This window comes from Deinococcus sp. AJ005, from assembly GCF_009017495.1.
Taxonomy (GTDB): Bacteria; Deinococcota; Deinococci; order Deinococcales; family Deinococcaceae; genus Deinococcus.
The window spans coordinates 3,275,620-3,289,313 of the sequence record NZ_CP044990.1; the positions used below are offsets into that span (position 1 = coordinate 3,275,620).

16 protein-coding genes are annotated in these 13,694 nt (G+C 62.9%); 12 read left to right on the forward strand and 4 right to left on the reverse strand.

All coding sequences use genetic code 11. The features are described 5' to 3' along the window. Positions 1 to 6: 6 nt before the first annotated feature. On the reverse strand, positions 7 to 222 hold the full coding sequence (locus tag DAAJ005_RS17740; protein ID WP_151848256.1) for a PspC domain-containing protein: 216 nt from the start codon (positions 220 to 222) through the stop codon (positions 7 to 9). Between the two features lie 216 nt (positions 223 to 438). Then, complete coding sequence (locus DAAJ005_RS17745; RefSeq protein WP_151848257.1) at positions 439 to 939, reverse strand: hypothetical protein; 501 nt, start codon at positions 937 to 939, stop codon at positions 439 to 441. A gap of 53 nt (positions 940 to 992) precedes the next feature. On the opposite strand from DAAJ005_RS17745, the gene DAAJ005_RS17750 reads away from it, so the two are divergent. From DAAJ005_RS17750 to DAAJ005_RS17760, 3 genes are read left to right on the forward strand one after another with little or no spacing between them, the layout of a single operon-like run. Beyond that, the gene (locus DAAJ005_RS17750; protein ID WP_151848258.1) at positions 993 to 1,409 is read left to right on the forward strand and encodes a putative dsRNA-binding protein; all 417 of its coding nucleotides are present in this window, start codon (positions 993 to 995) and stop codon (positions 1,407 to 1,409) included. Positions 1,410 to 1,459: 50 nt separating this feature from the next. Next, the gene (locus DAAJ005_RS17755; RefSeq protein WP_151848668.1) at positions 1,460 to 2,083 is read left to right on the forward strand and encodes an HAD family phosphatase; all 624 of its coding nucleotides are present in this window, start codon (positions 1,460 to 1,462) and stop codon (positions 2,081 to 2,083) included. A 16-nt stretch (positions 2,084 to 2,099) separates the two neighbouring features. After that, positions 2,100 to 2,444 carry a YraN family protein gene (locus DAAJ005_RS17760; protein ID WP_151848259.1) on the forward strand — a complete coding sequence of 115 codons (345 nt, stop codon included), beginning with the start codon at positions 2,100 to 2,102 and terminating at the stop codon, positions 2,442 to 2,444. Positions 2,445 to 2,454: 10 nt separating this feature from the next. Here DAAJ005_RS17760 and DAAJ005_RS17765 read toward each other — a convergent pair whose 3' ends face one another. Beyond that, complete coding sequence (locus tag DAAJ005_RS17765; RefSeq protein ID WP_151848260.1) at positions 2,455 to 3,723, reverse strand: hydroxyacid-oxoacid transhydrogenase; 1,269 nt, start codon at positions 3,721 to 3,723, stop codon at positions 2,455 to 2,457. Between the two features lie 53 nt (positions 3,724 to 3,776). On the opposite strand from DAAJ005_RS17765, the gene DAAJ005_RS17770 reads away from it, so the two are divergent. The 3 genes from DAAJ005_RS17770 (at position 3,777) to DAAJ005_RS17780 (ending at position 5,844) form a co-directional block, all read left to right on the forward strand. Then, positions 3,777 to 4,202 (forward strand): secondary thiamine-phosphate synthase enzyme YjbQ, encoded by a 426-nt coding sequence (locus DAAJ005_RS17770; RefSeq protein ID WP_151848261.1) that lies wholly within the window; start codon positions 3,777 to 3,779, stop codon positions 4,200 to 4,202. Beyond that, a complete protein-coding gene (locus DAAJ005_RS17775) occupies positions 4,199 to 4,483 on the forward strand; it encodes a hypothetical protein (protein ID WP_151848262.1) in 285 nt (94 codons plus the stop codon). Before DAAJ005_RS17770 ends, DAAJ005_RS17775 begins: the two co-directional genes overlap by 4 nt. A 143-nt stretch (positions 4,484 to 4,626) precedes the next feature. Next, on the forward strand, positions 4,627 to 5,844 hold the full coding sequence (locus tag DAAJ005_RS17780; protein ID WP_151848263.1) for an adenylosuccinate synthase: 1,218 nt from the start codon (positions 4,627 to 4,629) through the stop codon (positions 5,842 to 5,844). A gap of 31 nt (positions 5,845 to 5,875) precedes the next feature. Here the strand turns inward: DAAJ005_RS17780 and DAAJ005_RS17785 are convergent, their stop codons facing one another. Continuing rightward, a complete protein-coding gene (locus tag DAAJ005_RS17785; RefSeq protein ID WP_151848264.1) occupies positions 5,876 to 6,781 on the reverse strand; it encodes a glycerophosphodiester phosphodiesterase in 906 nt (301 codons plus the stop codon). Positions 6,782 to 6,998: 217 nt separating this feature from the next. Between DAAJ005_RS17785 and DAAJ005_RS17790 the strand changes: the two genes are divergently transcribed. The 6 genes from DAAJ005_RS17790 (at position 6,999) to DAAJ005_RS17815 (ending at position 13,690) form a co-directional block, all read left to right on the forward strand. Further along, positions 6,999 to 7,580, forward strand: a complete 582-nt coding sequence (locus tag DAAJ005_RS17790; protein ID WP_151848265.1) for a MarR family winged helix-turn-helix transcriptional regulator — start codon at positions 6,999 to 7,001, stop codon at positions 7,578 to 7,580. 375 nt (positions 7,581 to 7,955) lie between these two features. Next, a complete protein-coding gene (gene gcl, locus DAAJ005_RS17795; protein WP_151848266.1) occupies positions 7,956 to 9,731 on the forward strand; it encodes a glyoxylate carboligase in 1,776 nt (591 codons plus the stop codon). Between the two features lie 100 nt (positions 9,732 to 9,831). Then, positions 9,832 to 10,623 (forward strand): 2-oxo-tetronate isomerase, encoded by a 792-nt coding sequence (gene otnI / locus DAAJ005_RS17800; protein ID WP_151848267.1) that lies wholly within the window; start codon positions 9,832 to 9,834, stop codon positions 10,621 to 10,623. Between the two features lie 60 nt (positions 10,624 to 10,683). After that, the gene (locus DAAJ005_RS17805) at positions 10,684 to 11,607 is read left to right on the forward strand and encodes a 2-hydroxy-3-oxopropionate reductase (protein ID WP_226342715.1); all 924 of its coding nucleotides are present in this window, start codon (positions 10,684 to 10,686) and stop codon (positions 11,605 to 11,607) included. A 93-nt stretch (positions 11,608 to 11,700) separates the two neighbouring features. After that, entirely contained in the window at positions 11,701 to 12,954 is a 1,254-nt protein-coding gene (locus DAAJ005_RS17810; RefSeq protein WP_151848269.1) for a glycerate kinase, read from the forward strand. Positions 12,955 to 13,210: 256 nt separating this feature from the next. After that, positions 13,211 to 13,690, forward strand: a complete 480-nt coding sequence (locus DAAJ005_RS17815; RefSeq protein WP_151848270.1) for a fasciclin domain-containing protein — start codon at positions 13,211 to 13,213, stop codon at positions 13,688 to 13,690. Positions 13,691 to 13,694 lie beyond the last annotated feature (4 nt).

Below are 13,694 nucleotides of genomic sequence, written 5' to 3' on the forward strand. Positions count from 1 at the left end.
TATCCGCTACGTCACAGGCTGAAGCTGCCGCTGGTCCGAGCGCGGTGCAATGATCCACAGTGCGGCATAGGCCACGATCACCGGGGGAATGCAGACGGCCAACACTGCCGCCACCACCCGCAACAGCATCAGGTCTACCTGCGGAGCGTAGAGGCGTTGCAGCCCCGCCACCACGCCGCCGAGAACTTTTCTGTCCATGTCGCGAATCAGTTTCTTTTCCATACCCGCAGTCCGCCCTCGGCGTGAACCGTGCGAAACAGCCTTTTGATGGACGGTTTTTCTCCATCCAAAGTTATGAATCTAGAGCAGTTGTCATAAAAATGGTCTTTTTATGACTGAGCGGAGCGAGTGACTTTTGCTGAGCAGGACGCAGAATGGAGTCGCCGGAAGTCTTTTATTCCGGCGACGTAATTCGGAGAACTGCGCTAAATTTGTTGCTCATGGCTCCAGCGTCAGGGTGCAGCGTCCCAGCTTCAACTCGGCGCTGGCCTCGGCGCGGTCTGCGGGGGTTGTGGCCACCTTGAAGATGGCCAGGGCTGCTTCCAGCAAGGGGGGCAGGTTTTCCAGTGGGGCGGCGGCCAATACGCCTTCAAATGCTTTTCCTCGCAGCGGGCCGATATACGCGCAGGCCAGCGCCAGTCCACCGTCCTGTGCGTCGGCGAAGTCCAGGGCGATCAGGGATGAATTCTGCTGGTCCAGCAGCAGGACGCCCCGGTCCGCGCGGTAGGTGGCGGGCGTGCCACTGGGCGGCTGCGGTTTGAGGCGCAGGATGGTCTGGAACATCTCACCTTCCGCCGTCGTGCCACTCAGGGTCCAGACCTGGCCCGGCTGAATGGGGCTGTCCGGCAGCGGCGCGGGCGACTGGGCCAGACCAGATAGGGCCAGACCTCCTGCCCAGCCACAACAGGTCACGAGCAGCAAAGGCAACAATGGACGCATGGCCCAGGCTAACGCGCCCCATCCTGCCAGACGCTATGCCCTAGTCTGGGGCCATGAATGCCAAGGGTGAACTGATCGCGCGGCTGGTGGGGCAGGGGCAGGGCGCGCCGATCTTCGAGGCGGTGTCGCACGGTCCGGCGCATGAGCGTCTGTTCCGGGTGCAGGTGATCGCCAGCGGGCGTGTGCTGGGCGTGGGCGGCGAGGGCCGCAGCAAGAAGGACGCCGAGCGATTGGCCGCAGAATCGGCCATGCGGGCGCTAGACGGCGTCAGCGAGGCGGAGCTGCCGGGAGAAGAGACAGAATCTCCCGTCCGGTGGCCGATCTATTCCGGCGTGCTGGAAGCCGCACTGGAAACGGCCCTCGAACTCTCGTCCGACGACGCCACACTGGACGAGGTGCGCGCCGACGCCGCCCGCCTGTACCGCGATCTGCTGAGTGAACTGGGCCACGGCCCCGAAGCCGAAGCGTGAAGACGGGCGCAGTGGGCTGGCCGTGGCGTCCGGCGGGCGTGCTGTTCGACATGGACGGCGTGCTGACCGCCAACAACGCCTTTCACCGTCAAGCGTGGCAGGAGGTGGCCGCCGAGGTGCTGGGCCTGAACCTCAGCGAACACGATCTGGACACCAAGGTGGACGGCGGACGCAACCCGGAAATCATCGAGCGTCTGACCGGGCAGTACCCAGACGCCGAACTGGCCTCCCGCTTCCACGAGGCCAAGGAAGGGCGTTACCGCGATCTGGCCGCCGGAAACATGCAGGAAGTCGCGGGCCTCAGCGCTTACCTGGACGTGCTGGCGGCGCGCGGCATTCCCTACAGTCTGGTTACAAGCGCAGACCGCGTGAACGTGGAATTCGGCATGAAGGCACTGGGCCTGGGCGAACGCTTTGGGACGCGCGTGCTGGGCGAGGATGTCACGCGCGGCAAACCCCACCCAGAGCCTTTTCTGCTGGGCGCACAGCGGCTGGGCCTGAACGCCGCCGACTGTCTGGCCCACGAGGACGCCGTGAATGGGGTCAAAAGCGCCGCCGGAGCAGGCTGCCGCGTCGTGGCACTGACCACCACCTCCCCTGGAGAAGTGCTGTTAGAAGCAGGCGCAACGCTGGCCGTGCCGGACTTCACAGGCTGGGCCGCGTGGCTGGGTTAACGCCAGTTCTCCGGTCTTGAAAGGCGCAGACGCCGAGGACCGCGCCGCCGCCTACCTGCTGGGCCTGGGCCGCGAGGTTCTGGCGCGCAACTACCGCATTCCCGGCGGTGAGATCGATCTGATCACCTGTGATTCAGGCGGTACGCTTATTTTCACCGAAGTCCGCCAGCGCCGTCAGACCCGCTACGGCAGCGCCGCCGAGAGTGTCACGCCGCGCAAGCTGGCGCTGATGCACCGCGCCGCGCTGGAATACCTGACCCGTGAGCTGGGCCGCGACGATCTGCCCTGCCGCCTGGAAGTGCTGACCATCGACGGTCCGGCACAAACGGGGGAAATTCAGTTGCTGGACGTGTTGGAGTAAAGACGTTCTCCTACCCCATCGACTCCGTGAAAATCCGCGCCAGATCGTCCGCCGTGGGGGTGCGTGGGGCGACATTCAGCAGCCGCTGTTGCTTGAGCGCTCCGTCCACCAGCGCGGGGATATCGGATTCGTCGTAGCCAAAGGTGCGGACGCTGAGTGGAGCCTGAATGTCACGCATCAGCGAGAGTAGGGCGTCGGGCAGGGCGTCCCGGTCATCCGGTTCATATGTCTGCCCGGTCAGCATGGAGGCCGCCTGGATGTGCCGTGCTGGATCACTGTCAAAGGTAAAACGGAAGGCGGCGGGCGCGGTGACGATCACGCTGAAGCCGTGTGGCACGAAGTTCTTATCGCCGGGATAGCCGGGGTGGCGGTACTCGTGCTTGAGGCCCGCAATCGGATAGGCGCAGGCGTGCGGGATATGCACCCCTGCCGAGCCGAAGCCCACGCCCGCCATCGTGGCGCTGAGCATCATTGCTCCTCTGGCTTCCTCATCGTTCGCGTCTTGCACGGCTCGGCGCAGATACTGGCCGCCGTTACGGATGGCCTGGGCAGACCACAAGTCGGCCACCGGATTGCTGCCCTGATAGGGCGGACGTTCGCCGGGGGTGGCGGGACGTGGGCGGCTGGTGTACGGACGGCTCAGGAAACTCTCGGCGGCGTGACAGACCACATCCAGCCCCGCCGAGGCGATCACGGCAGACGGCGCACTGCGGGTCAGTTCCGGGTCCACGACGGCCTGTGTGGGCCGCAAACGGCGGTGGCTGATACCGGTCTTGATCCGCAGTTCCGGCAGATCCAGGATGGCAACCGTGGTGGCCTCCGAGCCGCTGCCGGGGGTGGTGGGAATGGCGAGCAGCGGGCGCAACGGTCCCGCAGGCTGACGGCCCCCGCCCACAGGTGCGTTCACGTATTCCATGATCCCGCCCCCATCCGAGACCACCAGATTCGCCACCTTGGCAATGTCTATGGCGCTGCCGCCCCCCAGCGCAGCGAAGGCGTCGGCATCGGCTTCACGCGCCGCCGCCACCGCCCGCTCAAAGCACGCCAGCGTCGGCTCGGTCTCCACGTCCGAGTACACGGTCACGTCGATCCCCTCGTCGCGGATGCTGTTCAGCACGGCTTCGGCCAGCCCCAGCCTCAGCACTTCGGGGTCCACCACAAAAAACACGCGCCGCGCACCCAGCCGCCGCAACTCCCAGCCCGTTTCCAGTGCCGCGCCCGGCCCGAACTTGACTGGCGTGGCCTCGACGGTAAAAATCCTCTCCCGTTCGTCATTCATGGTTTGCCCCCTGATGGGCCTGACTGTAGCAACTGGGCCGTACTCTGGGAGGCATGTGGCACCAGCGTGACCTGACCCTCAAGCCCCACCCGCGCGGCTTTCACCTGATCACGCGTGAGGTGGTCTCGGCCCTGCCCGAACTCGCCGGGATTCGGGTGGGCCTGCTGCATGTCTTCATCCAGCACACCTCTGCCAGTCTGACCGTCAGCGAGAACGCCAGCCCCGACGTGCGGCGCGACTTCGAGCGGTATTTCAACCACGCCGTTCCCGACGGCTGGGCCAGCTTTGAACACACTCTGGAAGGCGACGACGATATGGCCGCGCACATCAAGGCCAGCGTGCTGGGCGCGGGCCTGAGCCTGCCTGTGCGGGATGGACGGCTGGCGCTGGGAACGTGGCAGGGCGTGTACCTGTGTGAACACCGCGATCACGGCGGCGCGCGGCGGCTGGTGCTGACGCTGATGGGGGAAGGCAGATGAGTGGACAGGTCTGGGTTTTTACGGGTCACAACAGCTCATTTCCCGCAGGTGTGTTTTCCAGCCGGAAACTCGGAGAGACGTGGATTCGGCAGCATCGGCTCAGCGGCACATTGACCGCCTATCCGTTGGACATTGGAGCTTACGACTGGGCGGTAGAAAGCGGAGCATTCAAGCCGAAAGGCGACAGACACAGGACGCCCGGATTTATTGCCGGTTTTAGCAGCGCCAGCCAGTCACATGAGCATTATCAGAACGGTGAACCTGGTCATGCTGCCGAGTAAACAACCTCACCCCACCCTCGCCCCTATCCGGTAAGCTGAATTACGGTGCTGTGCGCCGTGTTTTTTTTTGCCGCCTGAATCCATATCCGGGTTCAGTTGCAGGCAAGGAAAAGCAAGTCTGCGCGCATGGCCGAGGGGCTGAGATGCCTGGAATTGCAATTTTAGGGGCGCAGTGGGGCGACGAGGGCAAGGGAAAGATCACAGATTTCCTGGCCCCTCAGGCGGAATTCGTGGTGCGTTTTCAGGGTGGCGCGAATGCCGGGCATACGGTGACTGCCAAGGGGCAGACCTTCAAACTCAATCTGCTGCCCAGCGGCGTGCTGCATCCTGGCGCGGTCAGTATCCTGGGCGACGGCATGGTCATCGACGCCGACAAGTTTCTAGAAGAGCGCCAGAACCTGATGAACGCGGGCATTGACCCCGAACTGCGGATCAGTGACCGTGCGCATCTGGTCTTACCGCACCACAAATACGTGGATGGACGCAAGGATTTCGTGGGCACCACCGGGCGCGGCATTGGCCCGGCCTATGCGGACCGTGCCCGGCGCGTGGGCCTGCGCTTCGGCGATCTGGCCGACGACAACGTGCTGCGCGAGCGTCTCGAACGGCTGCTGGAGGCCAAGCCCAACAGCACCCGCGACGCGGGCTGGACCTCGGTGCAGGTGGCCCTGGACGCTCTGGCCCCCACCCGCGAGGCGCTGCTGCCCTTCGTGCAGGACACCGGGGCGCAACTCCGTCAGGCCCTCACCGAAAGCCGCAACGTGCTGTTTGAAGGCGCACAGGCCACCCTGCTGGACCTGAATTACGGCACCTATCCCTTCGTGACCAGCAGCCACCCCACCGTGGGCGGAATCTTGGTGGGCGCGGGCGTGAACCACAAGGCGCTGAACAAGGTCTACGGTGTCGCCAAAGCCTTCAACACCCGCGTCGGCCACGGCCCCTTCGTCACCGAAGTTCTGGACGATGCAGGAGTCCTGCGCCTGCGCGGCGACGGCAGCCAGCCCTGGGACGAGTATGGCACCACCACCGGACGCCCCCGCCGCGTGGGCTGGCTGGATCTGGCCCTGCTGAAATACGCCGTGGACGTGAACGGCCTGGACGGTCTGGTCATCAACAAGATGGACATCTTGGCGGGCCTGGACAGCATTCCCGTCTGCACAGCCTACGACGCGGATGGCCAGCCTGTTTACAAAAACATGCCCGGCTGGGCCACCACCGACGGCGCAGACAGCCGCGACACTCTACCTAGGGAAGCCCAGGCGTACCTTGACGTGATCGAGGAAACCGTGAATTGCCCTGTGGTGATCTTCTCCTGCGGCCCGGCCCGTGAGCAGACGTATGGAGCCGTGACCTGGGGCTAGACCGGGTTGTGAACAGAGAGGGGCCAGGAGATTACTTCCCAGCTCCTTTTTCCTCCTCCAGCACCCGCTTAAGCAAGACTGGATCGTCGGTCAGAATCCCATCCACGCCCATGCCGATCAGGCGGCGCATGGTGGCCTCGTCGTTGATGGTCCAGACTTGCACGGACACGCCCCGGCGGTGCATGGCTTTCACGAAAGACGGCGTGACCACGGTGAGGCCACCGCCCGTCATCGGCACCTGCGCCGACTTACCGGGGACGGGGGCCAGTCCACTCAGGCCCACCTTGCTCAGCAGCACCAGCGGGCGCAGTTCCTTCTCGGTCATGCTGGTCAGCACCTCGGGGCAGGCGGTGCGGAAATCGCCCATCGCCACGTCGCTGAAGCTGGACACCACCACGCGCGCGGTGGCCCCGGCGTCCCGCAGCGCCTTGCAGAAGGGTATGCCCAGACTGGGCGTGACCTGCTTGATCTCGATGGACAGCGGCATCTTCGGAAACCCGCTCAGCATCTCAGACAGGGTGGCAACGCGCACGCCCTGGCCCCGGAAGGGAAAGGTCTGGCCGCCGTCGGGCGAGAGGGTGTAACCCGCGTCCGCCGCCTGAACCTGCTCAAGCGTCATGTCTTCGATCTTGCCCTTCAGGTTGGTCAGGCGGTCCAGGGTGTCGTCGTGCGACAGCACCAGCACGCCGTCCTTCGTGGCGTGCATGTCGGTGTCCAGCATGTCCGCGCCCAGCGCCGCCGCATTGTGGAAGGCCAGCATGGTGTTGCTAGGCCACAGCAGCTCGCCGCCCTGATGGGCCACGTTCCAGACACGCCCAGTGATCAGGGGATTGGGCTGCGCCCCCTCCGTCTGGGCTGGGCCGCTGCTGCACGCGCCCAGTCCGCCCAGCAGCCCCAGTGTCAGCAAGCCTGCTCCTGCCCAGCCACGTTTTTTCATGCCCCTATTTTAAGGGGCTGTGGGTGCATCCCGCTAAGCTGGGGCCGAAAAGAGGCCGCGCACCCTACAGATTCCGTCTGTAACGCGGCAGTCGGGTTGGCGTTCGGTGGGTCTCCAGTGGTGAAAAAGTGGAGCGTCCGCCGTGGGGGTGATCCAGCGGTTACAATTTTCACCCTATGGACCCTCATTCCACGTCCGATTCCCGGAACTATGCGCTATGACCCCGGCAGCCAGCGACGAGCGGGACGCGCCCCTTTCACTGTCGAAGGACACGGCGAACTTGCTTAACCGGATTGAACAGGACTGGCATCGCGTGCGGCCCGAGTTAGACGCCTCGCCCATGCTAACCGGGCTGTTGCTGGACCGACTGGGCAGCGCCTTTGCGCGGCATATCGAGCAGACGTACAGTGAGGAAGGCATCAATTCCTCCAACTGGGACCTGCTGCTCACCCTGCTGCGTTCCGCGCCGCCGCAGGGGCTGACACACACCGAGCTGAGCGATCTGACCGCCATCTCCGGGCCGTCCATGACCAACCGGGTCACGCGGCTGCTGGACAAGGGACTGGTGGAGCGGATGGTCAATGAGAAGGACCGCCGCTCGGCCCTGGTCCGCCTGACCCCACAGGGACGCGAACTGGTGGAACGCTTGCTGCCCCAGCACATCGAGCGCGAGCAGCAGGCCCTGAGCGTGCTGACCAGTGAGGAGCTGAGCGTCCTGACCGGAATCGCCATGAAACTGGTGGAACATCTGGAAGTGGGCGCGGCGGAAGAGGAAGTGGGCGCAAAAGTCAGCACCTGACGGGCTGATATTGCGGAACAAGATACGGCCCTGCGGATAAGACCGGGGCCGTTTTTTTGTTGGCAGGGCAACTCAAATAGCGCCACACCGACAAGTTTTGGGGACGCCCTGCCCGCTTAACCCCTCTAATCCGCAGCTCTGCGAGTCCGCCCCTTCGGGGCGCCTCCCCTCAAGGGGAGCTGGCTGCGAAGCAGACTGAGAGGTTTGCCTTCCATCTCGCCGCCCGTTCGCCCCAGATCACTGACTTTGCCGTAGCCCCGCTCTCAGCCCCAACTCCTCTCTCTATTTTTATACCATGAAATTCTTTCCCATAGATTGACAAATAGACGTCTAAGTTTTATTCTGTGGTCAACAAGCACACAGGAGGCAGGGCGTATGGCGAAGATGAGAGCAATTGAAGCGGCGGTGGAAGTTTTGAAGAAGGAAGGGGTCAATATCTCCTTCGGCGTTCCCGGCGCGGCGATCAACCCGCTATACGCGGCGATGAAGAAGCTCGGCGGGATCGAGCATATTCTGGCGCGGCATGTGGAAGGCGCGTCGCATATGGCGGACGGCTACACCCGCGCCAAAGCGGGCAACATCGGCGTGTGCATCGGCACCAGCGGCCCTGCCGGAACCGACATGATCACTGGCCTGTACGCAGCCATCGCGGATTCCGTGCCGATTCTTTGCATCACCGGACAGGCCCCGCGTGCCCGCCTGTACAAAGAGGACTTCCAGGCCGTGGATATCGAGAGCATCGCCAAGCCCGTGACCAAGTGGGCCGTGACCGTGCGTGAACCCGCTCTGGTCCCCTACGTGTTCCAGCAGGCGTTCCACATCATGCGTTCGGGCCGCCCCGGCCCCGTGCATATCGACCTGCCCTTCGACGTGCAGATGGGCGAGATCGAGTTCGACATCGACACCTACGAGCCGCTGACCCCCTACAAGCCCGCCGCCACCCGTGCCCAGATCGAGAAGTCGCTGGAACTGCTGTTTGCCTCCAAGCGTCCCCTCCTCGTTGCAGGCGGCGGCATCATAAACGCGGACGCCTCCGCCGAACTGGTGCTGTTTGCCGAAATCACTGGCATTCCCGTGATTCCCACGCTGATGGGCTGGGGAACCATTCCCGATGATCACGCGCTGATGGCAGGCATGGCTGGCCTTCAGACCTCGCAGATGTACGGCAACGCGACCGTGCTGGCCTCGGACTTCGTATACGGCATCGGCAACCGCTGGGCCAACCGCCACACCGGCAGCGTCGAGAAGTACACCGAGGGCCGCAAGTTCGTCCACATCGACATCGAACCCACCCAGATCGGGCGCGTGTTCGGCCCTGATTACGGCATCGTCTCCGATGCGGGCGCGGCGCTGAAACTGCTGGTGGAAGTGGCAAGCGAGTGGAAGGAAGCAGGGAAGATTCCCGATTACGGCGAATGGGCCGAGCAGTGCCGTGAGCGCAAGCGCACCATGCTCCGCAAGACGCACTACGACAACATTCCGATCAAGCCGCAGCGCGTGTACGAGGAAATGCTCAAGTCCTTCGGGCGCGACACCGTCTACGTCAGCACGATTGGCCTGTCGCAGATTGCCGCCGCACAGTTCCTGCATGTCTATCAGCCCCGTCAGTGGATCAACGCGGGGCAGGCCGGGCCGCTGGGCTGGACCATGCCCGCCGCGTTGGGCGTGGTGGCCGCCGACCGCAGCAAGACCGTGGTGGCCCTCAGCGGCGATTACGACTTCCAGTTCATGATTGAAGAACTGGCCGTGGGCGCACAGTTCAAGCTGCCCTACGTGCATGTGCTGGTCAACAACAGCTACCTGGGATTGATCCGCCAGTCGCAGCGCGGCTTTGAAATGGACTTCCAGGTGCAACTGGCCTTTGACAACATCAATGCCCCTGAGCTGAACGGCTACGGTGTGGACCACGTCGCTGTGGCCGAGGGTCTGGGCTGCCGCGCCATCCGCGTCACTCACCCCGACAAGATCAAGGAAGGGCTGGAAGAAGCCAAGGCGCTGGCCCAGAAGTTCCAGGTTCCGGTTGTGCTGGAAGTCATTCTGGAGCGCGTCACCAACATCAGCATGGGGACCGAGCTGGACAACGTGGTGGAGTTTGAAGAACTGGCCGACGCGCGGGAAGATGCGCCGACGGCGATTGCGATGCTGGATTAAGAGCTGTCAAACCGTCTAAAGGTCAAACCGTCTAACCGCCAAAAGATTAAAGCTCTTGCCGCTTGACGGTTAGACGGTTTGACCCCTCCGAAGGAGTTTTATGCCCAAATACGCTGCCAACCTCACCATGTTGTTTCAGGAACACGACTTTCTTGACCGCTTCGACGCGGCGGGCAAGGCTGGGTTCAAGTTCATCGAGTACATGTTTCCCTACCCCTATGACGCTGCCGAACTACGCGCCAAGCTGGATCAGAACGGGCAGACGCAGGCGCTGTTCAACCTGCCTGCGGGCGACTGGCCCGGCGGGGACCGTGGCATTGCCGTGCAGCCGGGGCGTCAGGACGAGTTCCGCGCTGGCGTTGAGAAGGCGCTGATCTACGCCGATGTGCTGTACAAGGGCGTTCAGGGACCGAAACTGGTCAATGTCCTTGTCGGGAAAGCCGAGGCAGACGAGGTCATTACCCGCAAAACAGTGGTGGGCAACCTTCAGTACGCCGCCGACAAGCTGGGCGACGCGGGCTTGACGCTGATCGTGGAGCCGCTGAATCCCTACGACGTGCCAGGATTTTACCTGTATGGCACGCAGAACACGCTGGATCTGATTGGTGAAGTCGGGCGCGACAACGTAAAATTGCAGTACGACTTTTACCACATGCAGCGCGTGGAAGGCCGCCTGACCCAGACCGTGCGCGAGAACCTGGACCGGATTGCCCACATCCAACTGGCCGACGTGCCGGGCCGCCACCAGCCAGGAACCGGGGAAATTAACTACCCCTTCCTGCTGGCCGAGCTGGACCGCCTGGGCTACGAGGGCTACGTGGGTCTGGAATACATCCCCGAGGGCCGCACCGAGGACACGCTGGGCTGGCTCAAAGAGTTGCAGGGCGTCTAACAGACTGTCAAACCGTCAAACGGCAAGAGCTTTTTTTGAGCGGTTAGACGGTTAGACAAAATTACTTTCCACACGCAATCAAAGGAGGCCACCAACATGGCACAGAAAGAAACCATCGGCTTTATCGGCCTGGGCATCATGGGCAAACCTATGGCCCTGAATTTGGTCAAGGCCGGATTTTCAGTCGTCGTCAACAACCGCACGCCCGAAGTGATGGATGAACTGGTCAAGGCGGGCGCGAAAGCTGCCCACAGCGCTAAAGAAGTGGCCGAGCAGAGCGACATCATCATCACCATGCTCCCCGATTCGCCGCAGGTGGAAGAGGTTGCACTGGGCGAGGGCGGCGTCATCGAGGGCATCAGGAAGGGCGCGCTGTTTATTGACATGAGCAGCATCTCGCCCAACACCTCGCGCAAGGTTCAGAAGGAACTGTCGGCCAGGGGTGCGGACGCGCTGGACGCTCCTGTTTCCGGCGGGCAGGTTGGTGCGGAAGGCGCAACCCTGAGCATCATGGTGGGCGGCAGCGAGGAGTCCTTTAACCGCGCCAAACCCGTGTTTGAAGCCGTGGGCAAGAACATCGTCCACATCGGCGGCCCCGGCGCTGGACAGGTCACCAAGATTGCCAACCAGATCGTGGTGGGTCTGACCATCCAGGCCATTTCCGAGGCGCTGACACTGGCGAAGAAGTCCGGCGTGGACGTGGGCAAGGTGCGCGAGGCGCTGCTGGGCGGCTTTGCCCAGAGCCGCATTCTGGACCTGCACGGGCAGCGCATTCTGGACGGTAACTTCAAGCCAGGTTTCCGCATCAACCTGCACCGCAAAGATCTGCGTCTGGCGCTGGAAACGGGCCGTGAGGCGGGCGTGCCGCTGTTTGCCACAGGCGTGGCCGCCAACATCATGGACGCCATGATCGCGCAGGGTGACGGCGACCTGGATCACTCCGGCATGGCGAAGTTCTACGCCGAGATGAGCGGCATCGAATAAAGTAGTCCTATGCCCCCAATGGGACGCAGCAAACGCCCTTTTGCGTCCTGCGTCTCGCTTTTTCTTTTCTCTTCAGACCCAAAAGGAAGCGCCATGAACACCCGCTCACTGCTGGAAAACGCCTATCACGCCGCGCTGGAGGCCGCGAGTCCGGCGCAACTGCTGGCCCCCCATCTGAAGGGAGAAAAACCTGATTTCATCCTGGCGTTCGGCAAGGCGGCGCTGCCGATGGCGCGGGCGGCGCTGGCAGCCTATTCTGGCGTGGAAACCCTGGTGATTGCGCCCAGCGGCACTGAGAATCTGGAGTTGCCTGCCTCGGCCACGCTGATGCTGTCCAGCCACCCGGTTCCAGACGCCTCCAGCGCGGCGGCGGCAGAAGCGGCGTTGGAGAGGCTGGGCGCACTGAAAGAGGGTCAGCATGCTCTGGTGCTGGTGTCCGGCGGCGGCAGTGCGCTGATGGCGGCCCCGGACGGCGTGACGCTGGAGCAGAAGCAGGCGCTGACCCGTGAGCTGCTGCGGGCGGGGGCCGATATCGGCGAGATCAACACCGTTCGCAAGCACCTCTCGCGCAGCAAGGGCGGACGGCTGGCAGCAAGTACCAAAGCGAAAGTCACGGCTCTATTGATCTCCGATGTGGTGGGTGACGATCCCTCGGTGATTGCCAGTGGACCGACGGTGCCGGACACCACGACGTTCGCGGGGGCGCTGGCCGTGCTGGATCGTTATGGCATTGCCGCCCCAGAGGCCCGCACGCACTTTCAATCAGGTGTAGACGGCCAGGTGTCCGAAACGCCGGATAGCCTGCCACACGTCACCAACACCATTATCGGCTCCAACCGTCACCTGCTGGAAGCGGCGCAGACATATATAGAGGGACAGGACGTGCGGGCGGTGATCCTCTCGGACAGCTTTGAGGGCGAAGCGAGTGAGCTGGCGAAGGCGCACGCGGCAATTGCGCGCAGCGTGGAGCAGTATGGCAATCCGGTGTCAGCTCCAGTCGTCCTTCTCTCCGGCGGTGAAGCGACTGTGACCTTGCGCGGCGACGGCGTGGGCGGGCGCAATCTGGAATTTGCACTGGCGCTGCTGCTGGCCCTGGGTGAAGATGGCTTTTACGCGCTCTCGGCAGGTTCGGACGGCGTAGACGGTTCCAGCCCAGCGGCAGGATCGTTCCTGACGCCAGACAGCCTCAAGCGGGCGCAGGCAGCGGGGTTGAACGGACGCGATTACCTGGAGCGCAACGATTCCGGCTCCTTCTTTGCCGCGCTGAACGACACCCTGATCACCGGACCCAGCGGACACAACCTCAACGATTTGCGCCTGATCGCGGTGGGATTGCCCCAGAACTGAAGCTCCACTTCCCGCCCCAGACACAAGCGACGCCGAATCCATTGATCAGGATTCGGTACTTTTATTACAGTTCAATTGAAAATTTAAGCGGCTCACATACTGTATTGCGGGGTACGTCACCCTTGTAGACGGCAAATTAAGATTCATCATCAAAGAGAGCGACAGACCTTCTGCACGGTGTACAGAGAAGGAGTTCTCTTCGAATCTCCTACAGCAGTCTCTAAAAGCTCATATCTCAACTTCAGGAGGAACAACCATGAAAAAGATGCTTCTTTGCACCACTCTTCTGTTCACCGGCGTAGCCTTTGCAGGCGGCGGTAGCTCCATGCCCATGGGCAACACCATTGCCGCCATCGTGTCCAACGATCCTAACTTCAGCACCCTGCTGGCGGCCGTTAAGGCTGCCGGACTGGTGGAAACCCTGAGCAGCCCCGGCCCATTCACAGTCTTTGCCCCAACCAACGCCGCGTTTGCCAAGATTCCAGCTGCTGATCTGAACGCACTGCTGAATGACCCCGCCAAGCTGAAAGCTGTTCTGCTGTACCACGTCGTGGCCGGTAAAGTGACCGCGTCACAGGTGATGGGCATGTCCAGCGGCACCACCGTGAACGGCGCTGACGTCAAGGTGTCCATGATGGACGGCAAGGTGATGATCAACGACGCCACCGTAACCAAGGCCGATATCATGGCCAGCAACGGTATTATCCACGTCATCGATACCGTCTTGATGCCCTGAGCGC